This is a genomic window from Mesorhizobium sp. B1-1-1, from assembly GCF_006442955.1.
GTDB lineage: Bacteria > Pseudomonadota > Alphaproteobacteria > Rhizobiales > Rhizobiaceae > Mesorhizobium.
Genome location: NZ_VFWW01000005.1, coordinates 26,087 through 47,275 on the forward strand (window position 1 = coordinate 26,087; position 21,189 = coordinate 47,275).

23 protein-coding genes and 1 riboswitch are annotated in these 21,189 nt (G+C 63.0%); of the genes, 3 read left to right on the top strand and 20 right to left on the bottom strand.

Annotated features, from left to right (window positions below; translation table 11 throughout):
• Positions 1 to 117 precede the first annotated feature (117 nt).
• From FJ986_RS10825 to FJ986_RS10840, 4 genes are all read right to left on the bottom strand, one after another.
• Positions 118 to 1,140, bottom strand: coding sequence for an ABC transporter substrate-binding protein (locus FJ986_RS10825; RefSeq protein WP_140674249.1), 1,023 nt, complete (start codon positions 1,138 to 1,140; stop codon positions 118 to 120).
• Entirely contained in the window at positions 1,133 to 1,900 is a 768-nt protein-coding gene (locus FJ986_RS10830) for an ABC transporter ATP-binding protein (protein ID WP_140500163.1), read from the bottom strand. Before FJ986_RS10830 ends, FJ986_RS10825 begins: the two co-directional genes overlap by 8 nt.
• Positions 1,897 to 2,652, bottom strand: coding sequence for an ABC transporter permease (locus tag FJ986_RS10835; protein WP_140521594.1), 756 nt, complete (start codon positions 2,650 to 2,652; stop codon positions 1,897 to 1,899). The genes FJ986_RS10830 and FJ986_RS10835 overlap by 4 nt, the downstream gene beginning before the upstream one ends.
• A 98-nt stretch (positions 2,653 to 2,750) precedes the next feature.
• Positions 2,751 to 3,359 carry a YkoF family thiamine/hydroxymethylpyrimidine-binding protein gene (locus FJ986_RS10840; protein WP_140499924.1) on the bottom strand — a complete coding sequence of 203 codons (609 nt, stop codon included), beginning with the start codon at positions 3,357 to 3,359 and terminating at the stop codon, positions 2,751 to 2,753.
• A riboswitch (TPP riboswitch) is annotated at positions 3,350 to 3,463 on the bottom strand. It overlaps the preceding gene by 10 nt.
• A gap of 218 nt (positions 3,464 to 3,681) precedes the next feature.
• Between FJ986_RS10840 and FJ986_RS10845 the strand changes: the two genes are divergently transcribed.
• The gene (locus FJ986_RS10845) at positions 3,682 to 3,999 is read left to right on the top strand and encodes a hypothetical protein (RefSeq protein WP_140644370.1); all 318 of its coding nucleotides are present in this window, start codon (positions 3,682 to 3,684) and stop codon (positions 3,997 to 3,999) included.
• A gap of 139 nt (positions 4,000 to 4,138) precedes the next feature.
• Here FJ986_RS10845 and msrA read toward each other — a convergent pair whose 3' ends face one another.
• The 6 genes from msrA to FJ986_RS10875 form a co-directional block, all read right to left on the bottom strand.
• The gene (msrA, locus tag FJ986_RS10850; RefSeq protein ID WP_140663785.1) at positions 4,139 to 4,657 is read right to left on the bottom strand and encodes a peptide-methionine (S)-S-oxide reductase MsrA; all 519 of its coding nucleotides are present in this window, start codon (positions 4,655 to 4,657) and stop codon (positions 4,139 to 4,141) included.
• Between the two features lie 184 nt (positions 4,658 to 4,841).
• Positions 4,842 to 5,153: a hypothetical protein gene (locus tag FJ986_RS10855; protein ID WP_140516297.1), complete on the bottom strand. Its 312-nt coding sequence runs from the start codon at positions 5,151 to 5,153 to the stop codon at positions 4,842 to 4,844.
• A 100-nt stretch (positions 5,154 to 5,253) separates the two neighbouring features.
• Positions 5,254 to 5,454, bottom strand: a complete 201-nt coding sequence (locus tag FJ986_RS10860; RefSeq protein ID WP_140557908.1) for a hypothetical protein — start codon at positions 5,452 to 5,454, stop codon at positions 5,254 to 5,256.
• Complete coding sequence (locus FJ986_RS10865) at positions 5,439 to 5,678, bottom strand: ABC transporter permease (RefSeq protein WP_140557906.1); 240 nt, start codon at positions 5,676 to 5,678, stop codon at positions 5,439 to 5,441. Before FJ986_RS10865 ends, FJ986_RS10860 begins: the two co-directional genes overlap by 16 nt.
• Positions 5,675 to 5,875, bottom strand: coding sequence for a hypothetical protein (locus FJ986_RS10870; protein ID WP_140499933.1), 201 nt, complete (start codon positions 5,873 to 5,875; stop codon positions 5,675 to 5,677). Before FJ986_RS10870 ends, FJ986_RS10865 begins: the two co-directional genes overlap by 4 nt.
• 2 nt (positions 5,876 to 5,877) lie before the next feature.
• Complete coding sequence (locus FJ986_RS10875) at positions 5,878 to 6,615, bottom strand: glycosyl hydrolase 108 family protein (RefSeq protein ID WP_140557904.1); 738 nt, start codon at positions 6,613 to 6,615, stop codon at positions 5,878 to 5,880.
• Positions 6,616 to 6,799: 184 nt separating this feature from the next.
• Between FJ986_RS10875 and FJ986_RS10880 the strand changes: the two genes are divergently transcribed.
• Positions 6,800 to 7,627, top strand: coding sequence for a class I SAM-dependent methyltransferase (locus tag FJ986_RS10880; RefSeq protein WP_140674251.1), 828 nt, complete (start codon positions 6,800 to 6,802; stop codon positions 7,625 to 7,627).
• A gap of 179 nt (positions 7,628 to 7,806) precedes the next feature.
• Here the strand turns inward: FJ986_RS10880 and FJ986_RS10885 are convergent, their stop codons facing one another.
• A complete protein-coding gene (locus tag FJ986_RS10885; protein ID WP_140515919.1) occupies positions 7,807 to 10,380 on the bottom strand; it encodes a hypothetical protein in 2,574 nt (857 codons plus the stop codon).
• A 333-nt stretch (positions 10,381 to 10,713) separates the two neighbouring features.
• Between FJ986_RS10885 and FJ986_RS10890 the strand changes: the two genes are divergently transcribed.
• Positions 10,714 to 10,902 (top strand): hypothetical protein, encoded by a 189-nt coding sequence (locus FJ986_RS10890; RefSeq protein ID WP_140521537.1) that lies wholly within the window; start codon positions 10,714 to 10,716, stop codon positions 10,900 to 10,902.
• 39 nt (positions 10,903 to 10,941) lie between these two features.
• On the opposite strand, the gene FJ986_RS10895 is transcribed toward FJ986_RS10890, so the two are convergent.
• From FJ986_RS10895 to FJ986_RS10935, 9 genes are all read right to left on the bottom strand, one after another.
• Complete coding sequence (locus FJ986_RS10895) at positions 10,942 to 11,133, bottom strand: hypothetical protein (protein WP_140521536.1); 192 nt, start codon at positions 11,131 to 11,133, stop codon at positions 10,942 to 10,944.
• Between the two features lie 626 nt (positions 11,134 to 11,759).
• Positions 11,760 to 12,233: a hypothetical protein gene (locus tag FJ986_RS10900; RefSeq protein ID WP_140499943.1), complete on the bottom strand. Its 474-nt coding sequence runs from the start codon at positions 12,231 to 12,233 to the stop codon at positions 11,760 to 11,762.
• A gap of 297 nt (positions 12,234 to 12,530) precedes the next feature.
• On the bottom strand, positions 12,531 to 12,908 hold the full coding sequence (locus tag FJ986_RS10905) for a hypothetical protein (protein WP_224519111.1): 378 nt from the start codon (positions 12,906 to 12,908) through the stop codon (positions 12,531 to 12,533).
• Between the two features lie 56 nt (positions 12,909 to 12,964).
• Positions 12,965 to 15,493 carry a hypothetical protein gene (locus FJ986_RS30455; RefSeq protein WP_181167213.1) on the bottom strand — a complete coding sequence of 843 codons (2,529 nt, stop codon included), beginning with the start codon at positions 15,491 to 15,493 and terminating at the stop codon, positions 12,965 to 12,967.
• On the bottom strand, positions 15,493 to 15,996 hold the full coding sequence (locus tag FJ986_RS10915; protein WP_140674253.1) for a hypothetical protein: 504 nt from the start codon (positions 15,994 to 15,996) through the stop codon (positions 15,493 to 15,495). The genes FJ986_RS30455 and FJ986_RS10915 overlap by 1 nt, the downstream gene beginning before the upstream one ends.
• Before the next feature lie 2 nt (positions 15,997 to 15,998).
• A complete protein-coding gene (locus tag FJ986_RS10920) occupies positions 15,999 to 16,652 on the bottom strand; it encodes a hypothetical protein (protein WP_140674255.1) in 654 nt (217 codons plus the stop codon).
• A 288-nt stretch (positions 16,653 to 16,940) separates the two neighbouring features.
• On the bottom strand, positions 16,941 to 19,397 hold the full coding sequence (locus FJ986_RS10925) for a hypothetical protein (RefSeq protein WP_140674257.1): 2,457 nt from the start codon (positions 19,395 to 19,397) through the stop codon (positions 16,941 to 16,943).
• Positions 19,397 to 20,008 (bottom strand): hypothetical protein, encoded by a 612-nt coding sequence (locus tag FJ986_RS10930; protein ID WP_140499954.1) that lies wholly within the window; start codon positions 20,006 to 20,008, stop codon positions 19,397 to 19,399. The genes FJ986_RS10925 and FJ986_RS10930 overlap by 1 nt, the downstream gene beginning before the upstream one ends.
• Before the next feature lie 177 nt (positions 20,009 to 20,185).
• On the bottom strand, positions 20,186 to 21,175 hold the full coding sequence (locus FJ986_RS10935) for a Coat protein (protein ID WP_140567611.1): 990 nt from the start codon (positions 21,173 to 21,175) through the stop codon (positions 20,186 to 20,188).
• Positions 21,176 to 21,189: the final 14 nt, after the last annotated feature.

Here is a 21,189-nt window from a genome sequence, read left to right on the forward strand (position 1 = left end):
ATGGCAGTCGCCGCTCTGTGCTTTATTGCCTTAAAGGTTGGCCTTGGGCGCAGCTCTGACGAGACTGACGAAAGGCAATCAGCTTGAGCAGCGCTGGCGCCCGATGCGGTTTGATCCCTACCCCAGATAGAAGTTACTGAAATAGTTGCCAAAATCCGGTTGCCGGGCAACGGGCTCGCCGTCCCCGTTCCGGAGGATGCCGGCGGCGAAGAGATAGGAACCGATCGCTTCCATCTTGGCCGGGTCCATGCTGCCTATGGCGCCGTTTTGCCGGCGCAGATAGTGCCCGTCGATCAGCGTCTTCAGCGAGGCGTGGATCAATGCCGGATTGGTCAGGGCGTCCTTGTTGGCGGCGATCAGCAGTGTGGCCGCTTCTTCGGGATGATCGACGGTGAACTGGTAGCCGCGCCGCGTTGCCCGTATGAAGCCCGACGCCAATTCCGGATTTGCACGCAGATACGCATCGCTAGAGGAGATCAGCGTGGTGTGCTCGTCGGGCACGCCGTAGTCGGCATAGACGAAGCTTCGCTGTTTGACGCCTTTCAGTTCTGCCTCGACGCCTTCCCAGGTCGAGACCTCCAACGTGAAGTCGACCGAACCGTTGGCCAGCGCCTCATAGGCGGACGTGCCGAGCGTCACCGTTTCGAAAGCCCCCTTGCCGCCATCGTGACGGATGATGGTCGAGATCAGCGCGTTTTCCCAGGCACTGCCGAAACCGCCATAGGTCAGGCCGTCAAGATCCCTGGGGGTTTTGATCTCGTCACGCGCTGCATTGAACACCAGCCGTCCGGTTTCGCACTGCACCACGGCATAGACCGCCTTGAGATCGGCGCCGGCGGTTTTCTGGGTGAAGAGGCCGATGGAGCCGTTGATGCCGAAATCGGCAACGCGGTTGGCAACCAGCGTGCCTGCACCGGTATCGCTGTAGGGCAGGATGTCGACCTCGAGGCCGGCCTCGCTGTAAAACCCTTTGTCGCGAGCGACGAACAGGCCGATATGGTTGGTGTTGACCGTCCAGTCCAGCGCCACCGTTACTTTCCGGGCGGCCGCCTGGGCAAGAGATCGGCCTGGCCGGGCTACAAGGGGAAGGCCGGCAGCGGCAGTGAGCAGCAAGGCTTGCCGGCGCGTCAGGTCAGTCATGGTCCGTGTCCTTCTGGTGGCTCGGGTTGAGGAGGATGTCGAGGATCTCGGCTTCGAGGGTGCCGGCCTGCCGTGCAGCGCCGCCGGCCAGTTCGCGTGGACGCGGCAGCGGCACGGTGATCTCAGCGACGACGCGCGCCGGCCGCGCCGAAAGCACATAGATGCGGTCGGACAGGAACACAGCTTCGCGCACGTCGTGGGTGATCAGCAGCGCCGTCCAGCAGTGGCGCCGCCACATCTGTTCCAACCAGCGTTGCATGGCGGCGCGGGTCAGCGCATCGAGTGCGCCGAACGGCTCGTCGAGCAGCAGCATATCGCGTTCCTGCACCACGGTGCGCAGCAAGGCCGCGCGCTGGCGCATGCCGCCGGAAAGCTGCGCCGGAAAATGCCGTTCGAAACCGGCAAGCCCGAATTCCTCGAACAGCGGAGCAACGCGAGCGCGGGCAGCCTTGCGCCTGACACCTTGCACCTCAAGCCCGAGCGTGGCGTTGTCAAGAATGCGCCGCCAAGGCATCAACGCGTCGCGCTGCGGCATGAAAGCGAAATGCCGGCCGTGGTCATCGAGCGGCTTGCCGTCGAAGAATATCTCGCCCTCGCCGTGAAGCGCGCCGGTCAGAAGCTGGAACAGCGTCGACTTGCCGGCGCCGGAGGGGCCCAGAATGGAGACGAATTCGCCGGCGCCGACGCTGAGCGAAATGTCGGCAAGCACGTCGAGTCCTTCGAAGGCCTTGCGCACATGTCGCAGTTCGAGCCGGTTCATCGCCACGGCCCCTTTCCTGCGGCCCGCCCGCCGGCGGTCCGTTCCCATGGCATGGCAAGGCGCTGGACCAGCATCGTCAGCCCGAACAGGACGAGCGTCAGCACGGCGCTGACGGCGACGGCGGCCAGCACCAGGTCCGGGCGGAAGTTGTTCTTGGCGTTGAGCATGTAGATGCCGAGGCCCTTCGCCGCGCCCGCATATTCGGCGAAGATGGCGCCCACGACAGCATAGGTGATCGAGATCCTGACACCGGCGAAGAAGTAGGGCAGCGCCGAGGGCAGCCGCGCCAGGACGAAGACACGCCAGCGCCCTGCCCCCATGGCGCGCAGCATTTGGCCGATCTCAGCCTCCGTCGCCTCATATCCTTCGGCCAAAGCCACCAACATCGGAAAGAAGGTGACCAGCGCCACCAGCATGATCTTGGGCATCAGCCCAAAGCCGAACCACAGCACCACCAGCGGTGCAATCGCCACCAGCGGCAAGGTCTGGCTGACCACGAAGACCGGAAAAAGGGCGCGCCGCAATGGCTGGGAGAAGTCGATCAATATCGACATCGCAAAGGCACCGCCGAGCGAACAGGCAAAGCCTGCGAGCGTGGCACGGAGGGTTGGCACGGCGTTATCGGCCAGCGCGTGCCGGTTGAGCATTGCCTGAGCGAAGACGCGCGATGGCGCCGGGAGGATTGTCGGCTTGATGCCACCAAAGCGCGCATAGAGTTCCCACGCGGCTAGCAGCAGCCCCACCGAAAGCATCGCCGGAGCGGTTCTGGCGATGAGGTCCACGATCGGACGCGAAGGGGCGGACGGGGAGGACACGCAGGTACCCGGAGCGGATGGCGCGGGGCGCGCCGTCAGACGGCGGTGGGGCTGTTGGCCGAGACGGTGACGTCGAGCGTTACGTGACCGGCACCCGGCCCGAAGCGGCAAAAGGCCTCGTTGAGTGCGGTAAAAATGGCGCCTGCGTCGCCGCGCAACTTTGTGCAGAAATGCTTGGAGCGCTCATATACGCCCGACTGCTTCAGGAAGTCGATGCAGCCATAGATCTCGTCCATGTGGTCGTCGGTGCCCATGACGTAAAGCGAGAACTGCGCCGCCGCCGGCTGGCCGGTGACGGCCACGCCGCGCACGGCGGCGATAGCCGCTTCCTTGCGCGGGCCGAGCGGCCCGGCAGGTCCGCCAAACGCGTCGGAGCGGCAGATCGGATCGTCCGGCTCGCCCGGGCAGCCGCGCGAGATGGCGGCCGAAAGCACGCAATGCTTGCCGCTGCGCGCTGCCGCCACGAACAGGTCGCGCATGGCAGGAAACAGCACCTCGGGCGGCCCGACAAGCAAGGTCGAGATATCGTCGGTCTCGATCCGCAGTCGATCACGATAGGGGTCCAGTGCCCCGAGCGCGCCAAGGATGACGCCGACAAAATCGCCGGACATGGGATATAGGGAAATCTGTGCGCCTGAAAACATCGCCCGCCTCGCTCCGCTGGTATTACCCAGATCAGCTTCTAGGGTCTGTGGGCTTGCCGCCCCCGTCTCAGCCCCGACCGTACGGAGCACCCCTGTGGATGGACGCGTTAAAGCACCAATCGGGCGGCTATGAAAGCTGTTTTTTCAGGACCATCGCCGGAAATGCATTGCGCCAGGCCTGATTTATGGGCGGTTCCGTCGGGCCCGGTCTTGAGGGAAATTTGTCCGGAACCTTAGCCACGACGAGTGGTTGTCCCTATAGTCGCAAACGCGACGAACTTCGTGGAAACGAGCGAAGACTTCACAGAAATGGAGACAAACCATGTTCATGAAAATCCTCGCAGCTTCGGCTCTTACCATTGGTCTCGCGACTTCGGCGATGGCGCAAAGTGCTGGCGGAAACGGCGCCAATAATGGGCCCGGCAGCGGCCAGTCGGTCACGGTCGACCCGAACACGCCGGCATCGCCGAACACGGTGGATCCTGGCACGACCGGCAGCACGACCGTCATGCCCGACGGCATGAATTCGAACGCGGACCGGAACTGTCCGGCCAGCCCACAAGGTGCTCAGCCGGATGCCAGCCACACCGCTCCGGGCACGGCTTCGCCGACTGTCAACGACAAGCATTGCGGCAAGTAGCCACTCGCCGAAACTGCTGGAGAATGCCACGGGGCGTCTGTTCCGTGGCGTTTCCGTCTCTTTATGTTTCACCCTCGCCGAACAGGCAGGCGCCTGAGACGTAAACCGCCATCGGCCTTCGTCTCGGTTCGGGCGCCGTCTACGAAACAGCCTTTTCGCGAACCGGCAGCTTCCAGCCCGGCCTGACGAAATGACAGGTGTAGCCGTTCGGGTATTTCTGCAGATAGTCCTGATGCTCGGGTTCGGCTTCCCAGAACGCGCCGGCCGGAGCCACCTCGGTGACCACCTTGCCGGGCCACAGGCCCGAGGCGTCGACGTCGGCGATAGTGTCTTCGGCGACGCGCTTCTGCTCATCGGTGGTGTAGTAGATCGCCGAACGGTAGCTCATCCCCACATCGTTGCCCTGGCGGTTGCGTGTCGTCGGATCATGAATCTGGAAGAAGAACTCCAGCAGCGTACGGTAGCTCACCCTGGCGGGATCGAAATTGATCTCGATGGCTTCGGCATGGGTGCCATGGTTTCGGTAGGTGGCATCAGGCACGTCGCCGCCGCTGTAGCCGACGCGCGTGGACAGGACGCCCGGGATGCGTCGGATCAGATCCTGCATGCCCCAAAAACAGCCGCCGGCAAGCACCGCGCGTTCGCTTGAAGTCGCCATATCAAATCTCCCCAAAGCAACTCCGGGGAAAGGTTGTAGCCGTTTCCGTCCGGAATTGCGCACGATAAAACTGGAGGCCCGGCGCTATGACAGCCGCTCCAGGATTTCCCATAGATGGGCATTGTCGTCGGCTTCGTCCAGTCGACGGGCGCGTCCTGCTGCCGATCACCACGGACGCGCGGCGTCACTCCCCAGGCCTGAACCTGCGCACCACGACCTCGAATACGATATCCGATATCCACATCGCGCAGACGCCGATGAGGAATGCGGCCGCCAGGGTCGTGGTGTCGTCATTGGCCATCGGCAGGCCCATGGCGCGGGAATACTGGACCACGGGCAGCGTCAGATAGGCGGCGGCTAGCGCGCCGCAGATCGGCGAGGCCACCATCTCGCGCGGCTTGTAGCGGTGGCGCGACAGCGCGCGCAATATGCCGCCGGACAGGCCGGCGACCACCACCGGCACCTTGATGCCGAGCAGGTCGAAAATATCATGCATCATTTCATTGTCTCGCGATCAGGGAACAGAATGACCGATCCGGCACCGAAGATGAGCAGTCCCCCAGCAGCGGGGCCCGAATCGAGCGGCAACACGATCGTCATGGTTTCCACCCGCACAGTTTCTCGCCCTTGCGGTTGTGCGCCAGCAGCGTCCGGACTTCCACATCCGACAGCGCTGCGACGGCGGATGCGGACAAGCGCAGCGGGCTCGAGACCGCGCAAAATCCGCCGGTGACGGTGGTGCAGCCGGCTACCGCGACAAGTGCTGCGGCCGCTGCGGCAATCAATTCCTTGCCCATGACCTGAGCTCCTTTCGGGCAGTGGCGGCGGGCAGCGCGCCGATATCGTTGTCAACCTGATCGGCGACGTCGCGCGCCGCCGCCTCGGCCGCGGCCTGCCGGCTGCGTTCGGCGCGCTCGCCGGCAAGCCGCTGGCGAACACCCCAGCCAAACGCGGCGACGATGGCTGCGCCGATGCCGAGAACGGTCGAATTGCTGAGCAGGAAGGAGAGGAGCGCGCTCATTGGTTTGGCGCGTCCTTGACGAGATAGCCGACGGCAAACACGGCAAGCGGCAGCAGTGTGGCCCATGTCTCGGCATCGTACCAGGATGGCCAGACATTGCGCACGAAGACGCCGGAAATCGAAACGGCGGCGGCGGCGATGGTCGCGGCCGTCAGTTTGTTGGTCGGGCGGATGGTCGGCTGGGTTGTGGTGGCCATGATCAGAACATTCCTTGCAAGGCGGCGGCGATGTGGTGCCAGGCGGCGTAGGCGACGAGCAGGCACGCGACAATGATCCCGCCCGCCTTGGTGGCAGCTGGGATGTTGGCGCCGGCAGGCGCCGCCGCGACCGGTTCGACGGCATCTACGGCAGCAGCGCCGCCCGGCGCCGCCGCAGCAGCGGCCGGTGCAGGATATGGCCGCGTGGCCGATGCCTCGCCTGCCCCGACAGCCGTCAGCAGCAGCGCCTGTGCGCGGACGGATCCGACCCGGCTCGACCAGCCTTTGCCGAAAGTCGACCAGGTCGGAAGCCGCTTCAGGAAAGCCAGGCGGGCATCGCAGAGATTGTCGATGACGACGGCGGCCGGTCTGGAACTGACGGCAGCGAGCGTCTCGGGCCCGATGCGGCCGTCCGGGGCGGCGCCGACCACTGCTTGAAGATATTTCGCCGCCCTGCCCGGCCCGCTGTTCACGGCAAAATCGAACACTGCGTAGTCCACGCCATCGGGCAACTCGGCGCCAGCCACCGCATCCCAGTAGAAGCGGCGGTACACCGTGGCGAGTTGGGCATCGCTGATCTTCCTGAGATCCGCCTTGGCGGCATCCGCCTTCACGTAGCGGCGGAAATTGGCGAGAGTGACGCCCTTCATGGTGGCGCCGCCCGGATCGGCCGGATTGTCCGACCAGCCGCCTTCGGATTTGAGGATGAGCGCAAGCGCCCGCGTAAAATTGCGGTCCATGATATCCCTTTCGATTTCTTGGTGGATGAGGTGAGTGGGTGATCGCCGGCAGCACAGGGGTGCGGATAGTCGCCGTTGCGCGCGCCTCGGTGCCTACTTGCAGTGCGTCAAAACCGGAGGTCGCCTTGCGCGCCGGCCGGCGCATGGTTAGAAAAAATACAATTTTGGGACGAACAGGTCTGGGATGAGAGACTTTGTTGGCGCCGCGCGGCGCCTGGCCTTCAACAGGCTGTCGGCCGCCATCGATCGCCGCTGGAACGTCGACCCGCTGGGCTCGGCGCCGCGTGCCTCGAAAAAGGAATATCTGAGGCTGTTCGAAGCCACCCGGCGCGTCTCATTCGCTGAGATCGACAGGCTCGAGGCCGAAACCGGCTTTGCCGTCGATCGCGACTGGCTCGACGAACTGGCCCTCCACACCCAGATCGCCATCAAGACCAGCGCGCTCGCCTACCCGCACGGGCGGGTGCTCTACAGTCTTCTTCGCCGCCAGCTGGCCGACAGCCCAAGGCCGTTCACCACCGTCGTCGAGACCGGCACCGCGCGTGGTTTCTCCGCGATCTGCATGGCCAAGGCACTCGCCGATGCCGGCGCCTGCGGGCATGTCGTCACGCTCGACGTCCTGCCGCACCATCATCGCTTCTACTGGAATTGCATCGACGACCATGACGGCAGGAAGTCGCGCGCCGAACTGCTTCGGCCTTGGCAGCCGCTGGCCGACCGGATCATTTTCCTGCAAGGCGATTCACTCCTTCAATTGCCCAGGGTCGGCGTGAACCGGATCCACTTCGCCTTCATCGACGCGCAGCACACCAGGAAGAACGTGCTGGCCGAGCATCGCTGCGTTTCGGGCGTTCAGCGCGAGGGCGACATGGTCGTATTCGACGACGTCACGCCAGGGTCCTTCGATGGCGTGGTCGAAGCGGTCGCCGAGATCGAGCGGCAGGGCCGGTACGAGGTGCGCCGTCTGAACGCGTCCAAGCAAAGAACCTATGCCTGGGGCATCAGGCGGTGACGAGACGACAGCCCGGATAAACCATCGGAGGCGAGACCTTGCTCAGAAATATCGCCCGCAGGCTTTATCTCGGCATGCGCCGGAACATCGACACCCCGCCCCATGGCGGCCGATGACTACCTGAAGGTGCGGTACTTCCCGATGGCGACGAAGCATTGCTGATCCTGCAAGAAACCGAACTAGCGCACCACCCAGCGATTGAGCCTGACCGCGCGGCCGGCAGCGGCTGCTGCCGGCAAGGCATTGGTCAGTGTCACCGTGTTAGCCGAAGGTGCGCCGTTCACAGTTGTGTGGTGCCATTGGAGCTCTGCTCCGGTAATCACAGTGTCAAGTTCGATTCCAATACGGTCGCCAGCCGTGATTCCCGCGACGCTTGCTAAGCCAATCGTGGTGGCACCGGAAATGGCGGCGGTGGAGACGGTGGTCTTCAGTAGGAATGTATTTCGATATCCACCAAATTGTGCCCGCTCGATGGTCGCTCCAACGGGAAGATAGCTTTCCATAAGGAAGCTATAGCAAAGCCGGCTGATGTCGGTCTCTTGATCACGCAATCGCAGTATGGGCGCGGCGAAGCCTTGTTCAAAATCGATACTTTCAATGATCGTTGCGCCAATCCATCCGGACGCCCCAACGAAGAATGAGGCAACAGATGGGTGTATCCACAGCCAGTTGGTCGAAAATTCATAAACCGATGCACCGGTTCGAGCGATTGACTGGCCGTTGCTACCTTTTGCATAGTACGGGGCATTGCCTGACAACACGGTGCCAGAGGCGTCGAAACAGATGACCGTAATGGCGCGCGAACCGTTAAGGAAGTTGAGGAACGCGTGCTGTGTGGTGTTGGCTTTTTTGTAGATGTGGCCGACAGCCTGGCCCGAGCTTGACACCACAAGTTGGCCGTCGCCGTTGGCCCGCGACGTGCGCGCCGTGACACCGTTGGTCAGGAAGGGCGATGGAGCTGTATAACCGCCGGTCGCGCTGTCGTACAAAACGACGCCGGGTACCGTGATGCGGCCCTCGGCCTGCACCGGAAAGAACCGCTCGCCCTGAAAGCGCCTCACCAAGTTGGCCCCTCCAGTCGGCCTATTCGACATATCTCGCAGCGAGACAAACAGGCGCTTCAGATCAGGCGAAAGGATGTTCGCGTCATCGATGCCTGACGCGCTCAAAAGATCAATGTTGAAGGAGGCGAAGCCAGTCGCGGATGGCACGTTGACGAGAGCAAGTGTGTTGGTGAAGGCGCTGTAAGTTTCGATGCGCGCATTCTTGAAAAACACGGTGGTCAGGTTGCTGGTGCTGCCTAGCGCGGCGTAGATGAAAGCTGCATGGCTAACGCCGGCCGAGCCACCATCAATGCCGATTTGGGGGCTGTCGATCAACACCTCTTCAACGGCAGCGGTCCCGGCGAGAGTCAGCTTGAAGGTCCCGCGACCCGCCGCCTTCTGGTTGGTGCCGATGTACCAGGTTCCACCGCGGAACTGGTTGTTTACGAAATAGCTCGCGCCAGCCAGATCGCAATGCACATGGGAGCCGTTGTTGTAGAGAGTGATGATGTTGAATTCGTTGCTTACCCAATTTGTATTTGCCGTCAGGCCGTCGAAATAGAGCCCTTCGTCGTAACCACGGGCAGCAAGCCAGAGCTTGCTCTCGGCCATGCCGCCGAAGTGAATGCCTCGCGTGTTGGCGACAACAGATTTGTCTGGTGTATTCTGGACTTCCAACCAGATCTTTGCGCCGCGCAAAACATTCGTTCCGGTCCCACCGATGCGGACCGCCGAAAGGCCGTCGAAAGCACCGCGTATCAGCGCCCCCTTGCCATTGATCTCGCTGATGTCGCGCCAGTCGATAGAAGAGCCAACCGCGTAGTATGTTGCTACGGCAGGCAGGACGAGCACGGCCTTGGTAATCCGGCAATAGGAGCCGAGCGCGTTTAACGCAAGCGCGTTGTCGGCAAGCCCTTCACGGGCGCCAAACATCGTGGCGGTGGCGACGCTTTCATTCAATACCCAAAAGCCGCCATTGACCGCATCGGTCGTGCCGTCCGGCATGAAACGGTCGGCGGAGCGGAAATAGGCCAGCGCCGGGTAGCCGCCGGCGGTGATCGCCGCGCGCGACATGCGGGCATAGTTGGCGCCGCCCACCAGGGTTGCCGGGGTCGTGAAGACCGGGGCGTAGAACTGGGTCCTGATGCTCTTGACGCCGGCAGCGATCGTCGAGCCCGATGCCGTCGCCACGGAAGCGTAGATCGGCACGTTGACGCCCGAAACCTGCGCGGCGTCGGCGGCGTATTGCTGGGCCAGGTCGCGCGCGAGTTCCGCGATGTGGATGACTGCCGCCAGCGCCCCGCCGATATCCCCGAGCGGATCATCCGACAGATAGTAGGAGATCACGATGTCGCTCGTGCCGATCACAGGATTGAGGGTCTGGAAAGCGTAGACCAAGCCACCCGAAGCAACCCCCTCCTGCACGTGAACGGTCGTTCCCTTCTGCATCGTGCGCGCGGTGCGGGCGTCGGCCGCGCGGTACCAGTAGCCCTCGCTCGCCGTATAGATGCCGTTCAGCCGGGCGTCCGACTGGTTCTTGACCAGCACCCGGTCGCCGACGGCGGTCAAAACCCCGTCGATCGTCTTCAGGCCGAGGATCCAGGCAACGCCGTCGACGATGACCGTCTCCAGGTTTGCCGTCGTCGCCAGGCGCACGGGTTCGCGCTCGCCCGTCAGCAGGCGAACGGCGGCAGTTGCGGGTCGGGCCATGAGGCTTGCTCCATAAAAAAGCCCCGCGAAAGCGAGGCTTGGAATTCGGGTTGGTTGGCGGCGTGGCGACGGGTTCGGATGGGATAAGCGCTGGCCCGTGCGGCCACGGCGCCACGGTCATTCAGGTTCTTCCTTGAGAAGTTTGGTCACGATCGCTCGGCTAGGCGAGAGACAATTCAGCGGTCGGTTTTCTGTCCTTGGGCACGCACTTCCTGAACAAGCAGCAATGCCGGCTTGCTCCCGGACTGGCTGCCGTGTTAACACCCGCGCACTGCGGTGGCTTGCGCTATGGGAGCGTCAATGTCGCAGCGCTTCCACAAGGTGTGATTTCCGATGAAAAAATCCGCGATTGTCGTCGCTGCAAACGACAACCGCACGGCAGAAGAAAGGCCGTTCGCTTCCCGGTACAAATCCGTTGGAGCGGTGACGGCGCCGGCGGATTCACAGGCAGGAGGCGAAGAGCCGACCGAGGCCCGCGCCCTGACGGCTTTGCAGATGTTCTGTCGCGTGGCGGGCGTCTAGATCGCCTTTGAGGCTTCATCCAGACGGCAAGGACAGGCTCTAAAGTCCCGACCCGCTGTATCTGGTGGCCTCCTTCCACAAGGCGAGCGCAAGGGCGGGTGTCCGCCCCTTCACCGCATAGTCGCGGTCCCGGTAGCTTCCCGCCGCGATCCACACCGTTTTCGAGCGTTGATAGATCGTAATGCCCCGCGCGCTCGCCCGCGCGAACAGTTCTGTGTCATTTCGATACATCGGTTCCAACCCCTGTGGCCCCCTCAAGGGGTAAGGTGCAACGAACATGCCAAAGTTTACGCCTAGCTAATATTACACATCGCAGAGCTGCCAGCTGCGCCATCGAAGTGCACTGGCAGCCCTAATGCCAAGGTGTTCCGTGGGTGTTTCCGCTGTATTGCACCTGAACTGCCGCCAGGTAACAGAATAGACCAATCCGGAAACATTTGCTTAAAATTGTATTCTTCGGCCATCGGGCGCCGACTGGCCAGAAATTCACCCCACCAGGAATTTGGATGACGGAACTAGCTCTCCTTCAGTTCCGGAAATTCGTCGGGCATTTTGCTCCGCCTCCATGGTGAGGTCTTTGTATCGCGCCGAGCATGCCAACCCACTGGCAAATCTGCCAATTGTGCAACCGTATTATCAAGCTCTACCACTTCGGCCAAACCCACCAAATTAGGTCGCCTTGATCAACTTCAGCTTCATCTCCGTAGAATTGCCACGACTCATCATCGGCATCATGTGAGGCGTAGGCAACCCAGCCGCCACCACCAAATATTTTTCGGGTCGATATGACGGCCAAATTTTCTGGACCTTCGAACTTCCATTTATCCCTATCTTAGGCTCTTCTGCTTGCCGAGACATCATTCTTGAAGCAGCGGCAGAATCTTTTCGTCGAGGAATTTAAGCCGTCCACTCAACATCTCGGCGTTGGCGGGATTCGCCGGGACATTAACGGGAATGAGCTTCGCCACGGACTTCCCTTGCCGCGCAGCTTCAACCCACTCATCCATTGCACCGATATATCCGTCCAGCGCCTCGTACGGGGTCTCCAAATCGTCACCGGGCATGTACGCTGGGGGTACATCACCGACGAGCACCCATATCCATCGTGGCACATCTGGTTTCCCGGGTGAAATCTCGAAGAGAAAAATGTATATTATCCCTTCGGCACCATATCCGAAATACTCGCCTTCGATTCTCCTTACCCAGTCGTATGATTTGATATATTCACGAGCTTCCAGAAGGGCGCTGTCAAGGTCATCATCTGCACCTGGGTCGTCTGCTGGTAGAGGAAGACGGCTTACTTTACCGAGATCCGGGGTAATTTTGCTCACAGTTTCTCTCCACTACTTATCTTAGTCCGCAGCCATCGTCTCCTAGCCCAGCGCTGAAAATCGCCGGCTTCCATGTGGAGCCTTATGTGCTCTTCCCTGGTACGAGGCTTAATATTTGATACGTGATCTAGCCCACCATTGGCGACGATAAGATCTTTTCGTCGAGCCCGGCTGACATTAAACCGAAGGCAGATGTGTGACGCTGCTCAAAATTGGATTTGGCATTGATCGTCATGATTAACTCGACACTTATCCGAGGCGCTTTAACGTTCGTCGGCAACGACGCGGGCGACCCCACTACTTATTGCCGACGTCGAACCGTTGGATGGATGCGGAAGGAAGTCCCAGTTCATCAAGCACATCGAAGGCGCGCTCCGATATCACGAGGTTCAGTTTCTGATTGACGCCGAAGTCGTCGTGACCTGCTCTACCGTCCACCTTGAGCCAAACAAACGGAGGGAGCTCGACATCGGGCTGCAGCTCCAGAAAATTTTCGGATTTGGTCACTTCGGCAGGAGCGAATGTAGCGCCGGAGATGCCAATATCGAGCAATCCGCGCTTGGCTTCTTCCGTCACCAGGAAACAAGGAAAAGTGGTGACAAGCGCGTCGCCGAACCATCCCTCAACCTGATAGTGGAGCTTGCTCACGGCAGGCGGATGGACGCTGGTGTCCATAACAGTGTTCTCACCCAGCCCACCAGCCACGTCAGGCCTAACTTCATAATATCGCATTATTCACCTATCGGTGGGTCGAACAGATGCCCATATTTCTTGTCTAACTCAGTTGCGTAGTCAAGCACTTGCTGCCGGGTTGCCGTGATGTGCGTCTTATAGAATTCATCCCACTCGGCTCGAATCACTTTTAAATGCAAATTTACGTCGAATTCCTTTCGGACACCACGGAGATTTTCGAGTGAATGTATCTCTTCACTTGCAAAAAGCCCTGGGTATCTATCAAGAACGTTTTGCTCGACACTATGATGAACAACATAATCTCCCTCGTTGAGTGCGGGATTCGCTTTAAAGAACGTTTTTCGGTAGTTTTTTGATTTCGTCCACCCAACCTTTGCACCGGCATATTTAATCATGGAGGCGTCCCTAGAAAGCAGAGAAGCCAGCATTGCAGCTTCAAAAGCACTTTCGGATATCTCACCGGATCGCGTTCTACGGCGTCGAGACTGCCGAGAGACCGACCGAGCAATGGCTTGTTGGGATCGAAGGGTTTCGGCGTCGACGCCACGAACAAGTATCTCGCCGCCTTTGGCAAGTTCAGCCGATCGCTTCGAAAATACGGAAGAGCTCTCGACCCAGGGCTTGGCAATACTTTTGGCGCCCTGGAAAACCTCACCCACCAACTTTTCGCCGGGAAAGGTACCTAAGGCGTCGAGCACTGCATCGCTGTAGTTTCCATCCAGGGCGGCATTCAGGGCTTCGTCGAGCGCCAACGAAGCTCCCACGACAGGTGTGAAGTCGGCTACCGAAATACCGTCATTGCCGAGGCCCTCAGAGCCTACAAGCTTTTGCGCGGCGAACCGCCACAGACTTCCCGGTTCACTATCGCCAGCTATTAGGTTCCCTAACCGCTCTCGAGCCGTCAGGTACCGGTTGGTTGCGTACCCAGTTGGTACCGACCATCCCGACTGGACGGTGTTCTGCAAATCGAGCACGCCCATCGGGTCGACGCCTGCTGCCCGAAGCGAGCTGTTCGCGGCATCGTTGTCTGCTTGCGACGCACTGGCCTGCAAAAGATGGCCAAGCACCGCTTCAAGCGCCTCTTGATTCGGCAGAGCGGCAAGCACATTGCGCAGCTCTGTCTGCTGAGATTTGGGCGGGTGAGCTTCGTCTTTAAATTTCCCTACAACGCCTTTTGCCACAGAATTCGGCAACGGCTGGACGGGGTTGAGGCCCAACTGCTGTTGGGCGGCAATCGAGCCAACGATCGCGGTCTGATAGTCCTCCGGCTTCGAAAGATTATTCCAAGCTGCGTCGAGGGCCGCGAATGTCTTGCGTACATAACCGCCCGGATCGCCTCGCCTCGCTTGAAATGTCAGGTCCGCCGCGGCGGCTATTGCATCATAACGCGCCCGATCCTCTTCTGGCGTCGCACTATCGGCCTTGGGCGCAGACTCTTTGACCATGGCCTGCACGGCGTCATTGGACATTGTGCGCATGCCGTGGAACTGGCGACTGACATCAAGCGCTTGATGGAGAGCCTGAAAACGCCTGAACCCTTCCGTCGCCCCATAGAGCCCCACGAACTGTTCTGGCGTGAAGGTCGGGCCCGAATAGCTGCCAGTGTCCCTGATCGCCCTAGGTGCGTTCTGTTCGGCGAGGCCAATACGGGTGCGCATCTCAACTTGCTGAGAAGCGTGAGCCGCCTGCGCCTGTTGGAGCAGCGCCGACCGGTCGTCTTGTGGAATGTCTTCCCCAAATGCTTGTGCCACAATTTCATCCGGCGCGAGCTTGCCAACACGATTGCCTTTCGCTGCCGCCGTATCTGAACTGCCGGCAAGACGGATCCAGCTAACGTCGGAGGCATCGCTGCTGGAAGAGTCTGCCGGCGCCCCGCCCAACATCTCGGCGGCCCGCTTCGGATCCTGGGCGATCATCGCCTGAACCAGTGCCTTGGCCGTGTTGCTGCGCCAGGCCACTTCCGCCGCTTGCCTGATAACCGGGTTTCCGATCTTGGCGATCAGATCGGACCCGTTCTGCCGGATCGCCTCGAAAGCTCCGATGTCGTTCGGGTCGCCTTTTGCGATGGAGCTGGTGGACATGGTGTCGACCTTCGCCCACTCCGCCAGCTCATACTCATCGCGCTGCTCTTGCTGCCGCTGTGCCACGCGCGGCGAGCCGGCCGCGCGCATCGGCTCCTTCTGCCTGGCGAAAGCGGCGCGCTGGCTCTCCGGTATGTCAGGCAGAGCCTCATCGAACAGCCTGTCGAACAGGCCGGGCTTGACCACCTGCCCGCTGCGCGGGTCGACCTCGCCATACATCGCATCGTGCAGGCCGCCGCCGTCGGCCGGCGCATTCGCCGCCACCTCGTCTTCCGCCTGCGCGATGCGCTCGGCGAACCGGCGGCGCGCCAGCTCCGCGTCGAACGCCTCCTGCCGCTCCTTCATCTGCCGGTAGCGCTCGGCGACGGCCGAGAGCTCGTCGCCAAGATCCTGCATCGCCCTGCCGGCCGGCGACCCCTCGGGATAGGAAACGCCATTGCCGGCCTCGAGCCGGCGCTGGGCAAGCTGGAGAGGAATCGTCGCCATCAGTAGAGCCCTCCCGTGAAGGCGCCGCCCGGCGCCGGCGGGAAGGCGCCCTTGCCGAAGGTCACGGCTTTGGTCGGGTCGTAGAGGCGGGAGAGACCGGACACGAGGCTGCCGCCGGCCTTGAAGATCGACGCCGCCGCCGCCTGCCTGCCGGAGAAGCGCGAGAGCGCCGCCTGGCTATCGAGAGTGTTGCGGCGCAGCGCCGAGCCGTACTGGATCGCCTTCAGGTCGAGCTGGCCCTGCCTGGCATTGGCCGCCAGCACCTCGGCCGGCGAGCCCGATAGGCCGACGCCGGAGGCGCCCGCCCGGGCTCGCGCCTGCGAAAGCAGGAGATCCTGCCTGTGGCGCTCCTGGCTCTGTTCGAAGGCGGCACTTTGCGCATCGGCCTGCGCCTGCTGCCCGTAGGCCTTGGCCTGGTAGCCGGCCATCTGGCTCTGCTGCCGGCCTTCGATCAATGCGCCACCCACCGAGATGGCCGTGCCGAGAAGGGCTAATGTGCACATGGTCAGCCTCGCTGGGATGCGGCAATGGGAGTTTTCCTGGCCGCCCGCGCGCCGAGCGCCGGTCGCGGGTCGAGCGCGCCGCCGGGGTTGGTGAACGACAGAAGCAGCCTGTCGGCCTGGATTGCCGGGCGGCTGAGGCGCGCCGGCGCCGCCGCGCGCGGCCCGGCCATGGCGGCGCGGCGGGCAACGGCCAGGTTCACCTTCAGGTCGGGCATGCCGGCGGCGTCGAAGAGGCCGTTGGCGGTGGCGAGCGCGCGGGCGAGCGCATCGGCCTCGAACAGGTCCTGGCGCAACAGCTCGACCAGGCGGCGCACGGCGCGCCAGCGCTCGGTCAGCACCTCCGCCTTGGTTTTCGCTTGCCCGCCCAGCGCCTCGACGGCCGCGCGCGCCTCTGCCGCGGCGGCCGCGGCACGGCATTTGTCCGCGGCAGCGATAATCTTCTCCAGCAGCGCGACGACGTCGTTGCAGTCGTCCAGCGCGATGCGCGCGGCGGAAAGATCGCCGTCGCCGAAAACGGCGCGGTCCTCGGCCTGTTCGCAGCCGCGCCGGCGGGCGATCGCATCATTGAGGTCGGCATCGAGCAAGGCGATGACGGCAGCATATTCGGCAGCCGTCCGCGCCCTGCCGAGCTGTTCGGCATGGGGGGATGTGGTCACGGGATGGGTTCCTTGTGGTGGGCTGGAGGCGGTGGAGCGCCGATCTCCCCCCTTGTGGGGGAGATTGGCAGGGCAGAGGGAGGCGCGAAGGATCGCGGCGTTGATTCAGCCTGGGTTCCTCGCCCCCCAAGTGGGGAGAGGTGGCTCGGCGAAGCCGAGACGGAGAGGGGATGGCGCCGACCTGTGCCGGACTCTCCGGCAGAAGCGCCTGCGCCTTACGAAGCCCCTCTCCGACCGCTTCGCGGCCACCTCTCCCCCGCTCGCGGGGGCGAGGAACGCCAGCTCGCCCTAAGGCTCGGCGTCGAACACCGGCGTGAACGCCCTTATCGTGCAGGGCGTCGGGTTGACGTGGCGGATCCGCACCCGGCCCTGCCCTTCCCAGCTGTCGTCGATGGGCACCTCGACATTGCCGGTGAACAGGCTCGCCTTGCCGTCGGGCGCGACGATGGAGGGCATGCGCACGCTTTCCCAGCGGCCGCGGATCAGCGACTGCACCTGAAGCCCTGTCGTGTCGGTCTCGAGCAGCGACAGGATGACACCCGCCACCTTCTTGCGCCGCCCGAGGATCGAGCCGTCCCGGCCGGCGACGTCGAGCTCCAGCGTGTCGGCCTGCGACTGGAACGCAAGCCCGGCCTGCCATTTGGCCGCGACGGCGCCGCCGGGCAGCGTCACCTGGCCGGAGGCGACCGGCAGCCCGCGATAGACCTTGCCGCCGGCCAGCACGTCGACCTTTTCGCCGTTGAGATGGCCAAGCCCGGACACGGTGTTGACGGCGGCGCCCGAATAGGTCAGGCCGCAATCGACCTGGAAGGCATCCTCCAACGCCCCATACTCGAACGGCGCCATCATGATCTCGATATAGCGCCTGGTCACGCCGCCGATGGTCCGCCTGACGATCAACCAGATGTCGTCGACGCCATCCTGGCCGGGCGTCACGACAGCGCTTTCGACGGCCGCCCAGCCGGAACCGGCGACGGTACCGCCGAGGCGGTGGCGGTGCATGCCGCGCACCTCCTGCGAGGGCTGGTGGGTGTAGCCGCCGAGCTCGCCATTATCGAGCGGAAACCACAGCATCGGGTCGGGGTCGGTCTGGAACGCCAGCTCGACCACGCCACGCTTGGCGATATGTTCGGAGATCTGGCCGATATCGTCGGAGGTGAAGCGGCCGGTCGAAGCCTGCGTCAGCTCGGCGATCGAGCGGCGCGAGCGCGTGACATAGAGGAACGACTGGCCGGCATCGACGGGGCGGATGCGGGCACAGCCCGACGTGCGCGAGCGCCGGTTCTTGAACGAGGAGGGCGTCAATGCCTCGTCGATGCCGGAGCCGGAGAGTGCGCGGATGCCGCCGAGCGTCCCGATCAGCAGCGCGCCGTCCGATTCCGCGATCCACGTGATGTCGTTCGCCTGGCCGCCGCCGGCCTGGAGGAATTCCAGCGCGTCGTCATCCTTCTCGCCCAATGCGAAATTGTTGAAATCCCCCGTTGCCGAGGCGTAGACGGAAAACTTGCGGCTGAAGGCCAGGCGCTCCTCGTAGAGCGATCCGCTTTCGACATATTTCCCCGGCACGAGCGTGCCCAGGCGCCAGCGGGATATCGGGCTGAGGTCCGGCAGGGCAAATCCATGCAGTTGGACTTTCACCGCCGTGGCGCTGGTGCGGCTGGTGATCTTGGCCCAGCGCCAGCGGCCATCGGACGCTAGCAGGCGAATGGCCCGGCCGACGTCAGAAGCCTGGAAGCCGGCGCCGCCATTGATGCCGGCGGTCGATGACGCCGTGAGGTCGAACGGGGTCTGGCTGGCCGCCGCCCGGTTGAGGTTCAGTTCGGAAAACGCGCTGTCCGAAGCGCCGTTGATCGCCTTCCACGTAAAGCGGTGATACTCGAACGCCAGCTTGTTCAGGAATTCATAGTAGCGGGTTTCGCCGCCCGACCAGCCGGTCTCGCCGGTGCGGCTGTCGAGCGTCACCCATGTCGCGCCGTCATTCGATCCTTCAAGCACCCAGATTGTCGGCGTGCGGTCGACCGTTCCGCCGGTGCGTGCGGTCAGATAGTAGTTTTCGACGATGGCCTGCGCGCCACCGGCAAGCTGGTAGGTGACCGAGCCGTTGGTGGCACCGGCGATGCCGCTGTCCGTCTCTGTCGCCTTGTCGAAAAGCTGGAAGGCGTCCCCTGCCCCGCCCATGCCTGAGACCGTGCCGGAAGGCGCGGTGTTCGACGTCATCTTCGGCGTCAGCGCCCCATAGTCCGCAGGCGTCAGCGTGGTCGGCGTATCGTTGATGTCGTCATAGGGCCCGTCGTCGATCGCGTAGTCGTCGAGCGTCCATGCCGTATGGGCGGTGCGCGTCAGCACCTTGAGCGGATAGTCCCTGTGGGAAATCCACATCTGGTCCGCCGACTGCACATAGTCGAGATCGAACAGGTCGGCTTCAAGATAGGGCGAGGCCACTTCGACCGTGCCGACACGCGCGCCATAGGCGTAGACGCGGATGTAAAGATTGCCGAACTCCAGCATGTAGGCCTGGTCGGCCGAGAAGATGAACGGGATCGCCCGCGTCGCCTTGGCGGACGTCTTGACTTCGCCGACGAAACAGGTGCCGCCGCGCTTGCGGATGCCGCCATGCGGCAGGGTGACGAAGTTTTCGCATTTCGACAGCGCCGCGCGGTAGAGATCAAGCGAGGCGCGCGCGTGCAGGCGTGGCGAGATCTCGCCGCGGGTGAAGACGTCCTGGACCGGATAGAGCGTCGCCATCAGCGCATGGCCCCCGCATAAAACCGGCTGTCGCCGCGCTGCCGCGCCCAACTCGATGTCGAAAGCCGTCCGCCGCGCTGGATGGCCTGCGCGGTGAAGGCGGCGTCCAGCGCGCGGTCGTAGGCCGAACGGGCAATGTCGATCATGCCGGCCTTGTGCGTCAGCGGATGCGCGATCTTGATGGCGAGTGCCGCCACCAGCACTTCGGTGAACGGCGCGTCCCAGTCGTTGGGGTCGGTGAGGTTCGCGACATAGCGGATGGTGAGCGGTCCCGCCCGGTCGCTGTAGACCAGCCCCGCCTCCTGCCGCCACGAGATCGCGATGCCGTCCGGCTCGCCATTGTGGGTCAGCGGCAGCGGGCGAAGGCAATCGACGGGGAGTTCATAGACCCAGTTCAGCGTGCAATCGCCGGAACCGGTATCGCTGCCGGCCAGGGATGCCGAAAGGATGGCGAACACCCAGGCGTATTTCGTCAACTCGGCCTCGCGGGTCAGGTCGAAATGCATGTTGAGCAAGCGCGCGGCCTTAATGTCCTCGTCAAGGCTGTCGATCGGCGCCTCGTCAAGGACTGCCAGCGCCATATTGGCGATGTCGGTCGGGGTTATGGCCATGGGTAAGGCCTCCGTGGGTTGTGATTGGGGGAAGTGCGTCTTTCTCCCCGTTCACGGGGAGAAATGCCCGGCAGGGCAATGAGGGGCAGCGCCGGCATCGACGGTTGGCGTCAATGTTCAAGCGCCAGCGCTCGCAGGAAGGAGGTGGGCCTGGCCCACCTCCCGGGAGACGAAACCCTATGCCTCGGTCGTCTTCAGAGCGATGAACGTCATGGTCTTGACGCTCGACGCGGTGCGGTCCCAGTTCGCCGCCAGCGCCAGCTCCGCGTCGGTGGCGAATTCGCCGGCGGTGGAGGCGTCGAGGAAGCGGGTGCCCGGCACATGCGGCACGAAATGCCGGCGGCCGACCATTTCCGTCACCCCGCCGCCATGGCCCTGGCGCGGCTTGCGGTCGAACTCGAGCGGCCCGCCTTCGGTGTTCACGGGCAGCTCGTTCCACAGGATCGCCTTGTCTTTGAACATGAACGCGGTGTAGACGCCCGCCGCCTGCGGGATGTCATCGTCGACCACGCAGCGCAGCCCCATGTAATAGGGGATGAGCGGCCCGCCCTGCTGCGAGGACGGCACATAGTCGATGAGGTCGGCGAGCTTCAGCGCTTTCATCTGCTTGGAATGAATCCAGAGGGTGCGGAACTTGTCGGCGCGGTCGCCCATCAGGTAGGCCGCCTCGATGATGTCGGTGTCGACGATGGAGGTGCCGGTGGCGCGCACCAGGTCGCCGCCGTCATTGGCCAGATTGTCGGCGACGACACCTTTGAGCATGCCGATCAAGGTCAGCTTGTTGGCGCGCTGCCAGTACTCGGTCTGCCGCTTGACGATCAGCTTCTGCGGATCGTCGCCCGCCAGGATGGAGGTCAGGTCGGGAACGCCCCACGCCTGGGCGCGGACATTGCGGGCGGCGACCTCGCGGCGCGAGCCGATCTTCTTCATCTCGATGGAATCGGCCGGATCGTCATTGACCGGCTCGGACGGATCGTTGCCGAGGTCCTTCCAGCCGGGCATGTCGACGGAACGGCCGCCCATCGACAGTTTCGAGGAGATGGCCGGATCGGAAAACAGGATGCCGGCCTGGTAGATTTCGAGCGACTGGACGTGCTCCTCGAAAGCGTATTGGGCATAAACGGACGGAACGATCGCGTCCGCGATACGGGTATAGGCGTCTGCCATTTTGTCTTTCCTTT

Excerpts from the sequence above, each read along its gene's own strand:
- FJ986_RS10865 (WP_140557906.1), bottom strand. The coding sequence starts at position 5,678 with ATGAGCGCGCTCCTCTCCTTCCTGCTCAGCAATTCGACCGTTCTCGGC.
- FJ986_RS10905 (WP_224519111.1), bottom strand. The coding sequence starts at position 12,908 with ATGGACACCAGCGTCCATCCGCCTGCCGTGAGCAAGCTCCACTATCAG.
- FJ986_RS10915 (WP_140674253.1), bottom strand. The coding sequence starts at position 15,996 with ATGTGCACATTAGCCCTTCTCGGCACGGCCATCTCGGTGGGTGGCGCA.
- FJ986_RS10845 (WP_140644370.1), top strand. The coding sequence starts at position 3,682 with ATGTTCATGAAAATCCTCGCAGCTTCGGCTCTTACCATTGGTCTCGCG.
- FJ986_RS10835 (WP_140521594.1), bottom strand. The coding sequence starts at position 2,652 with ATGCTTTCGGTGGGGCTGCTGCTAGCCGCGTGGGAACTCTATGCGCGC.
- FJ986_RS10880 (WP_140674251.1), top strand. The coding sequence starts at position 6,800 with ATGAGAGACTTTGTTGGCGCCGCGCGGCGCCTGGCCTTCAACAGGCTG.
- msrA (WP_140663785.1), bottom strand. The coding sequence starts at position 4,657 with ATGGCGACTTCAAGCGAACGCGCGGTGCTTGCCGGCGGCTGTTTTTGG.
- FJ986_RS10830 (WP_140500163.1), bottom strand. The coding sequence starts at position 1,900 with ATGAACCGGCTCGAACTGCGACATGTGCGCAAGGCCTTCGAAGGACTC.
- FJ986_RS10840 (WP_140499924.1), bottom strand. The coding sequence starts at position 3,359 with ATGTTTTCAGGCGCACAGATTTCCCTATATCCCATGTCCGGCGATTTT.
- FJ986_RS10935 (WP_140567611.1), bottom strand. The coding sequence starts at position 21,175 with ATGGCAGACGCCTATACCCGTATCGCGGACGCGATCGTTCCGTCCGTT.
- FJ986_RS10870 (WP_140499933.1), bottom strand. The coding sequence starts at position 5,875 with ATGGCCACCACAACCCAGCCGACCATCCGCCCGACCAACAAACTGACG.
- FJ986_RS10875 (WP_140557904.1), bottom strand. The coding sequence starts at position 6,615 with ATGGACCGCAATTTTACGCGGGCGCTTGCGCTCATCCTCAAATCCGAA.
- FJ986_RS10855 (WP_140516297.1), bottom strand. The coding sequence starts at position 5,153 with ATGCATGATATTTTCGACCTGCTCGGCATCAAGGTGCCGGTGGTGGTC.
- FJ986_RS10890 (WP_140521537.1), top strand. The coding sequence starts at position 10,714 with ATGAAAAAATCCGCGATTGTCGTCGCTGCAAACGACAACCGCACGGCA.
- FJ986_RS30455 (WP_181167213.1), bottom strand. The coding sequence starts at position 15,493 with ATGGCGACGATTCCTCTCCAGCTTGCCCAGCGCCGGCTCGAGGCCGGC.
- FJ986_RS10930 (WP_140499954.1), bottom strand. The coding sequence starts at position 20,008 with ATGGCCATAACCCCGACCGACATCGCCAATATGGCGCTGGCAGTCCTT.
- FJ986_RS10860 (WP_140557908.1), bottom strand. The coding sequence starts at position 5,454 with ATGGGCAAGGAATTGATTGCCGCAGCGGCCGCAGCACTTGTCGCGGTA.
- FJ986_RS10895 (WP_140521536.1), bottom strand. The coding sequence starts at position 11,133 with ATGTATCGAAATGACACAGAACTGTTCGCGCGGGCGAGCGCGCGGGGC.
- FJ986_RS10885 (WP_140515919.1), bottom strand. The coding sequence starts at position 10,380 with ATGGCCCGACCCGCAACTGCCGCCGTTCGCCTGCTGACGGGCGAGCGC.
- FJ986_RS10925 (WP_140674257.1), bottom strand. The coding sequence starts at position 19,397 with ATGGCGACGCTCTATCCGGTCCAGGACGTCTTCACCCGCGGCGAGATC.
- FJ986_RS10825 (WP_140674249.1), bottom strand. The coding sequence starts at position 1,140 with ATGACTGACCTGACGCGCCGGCAAGCCTTGCTGCTCACTGCCGCTGCC.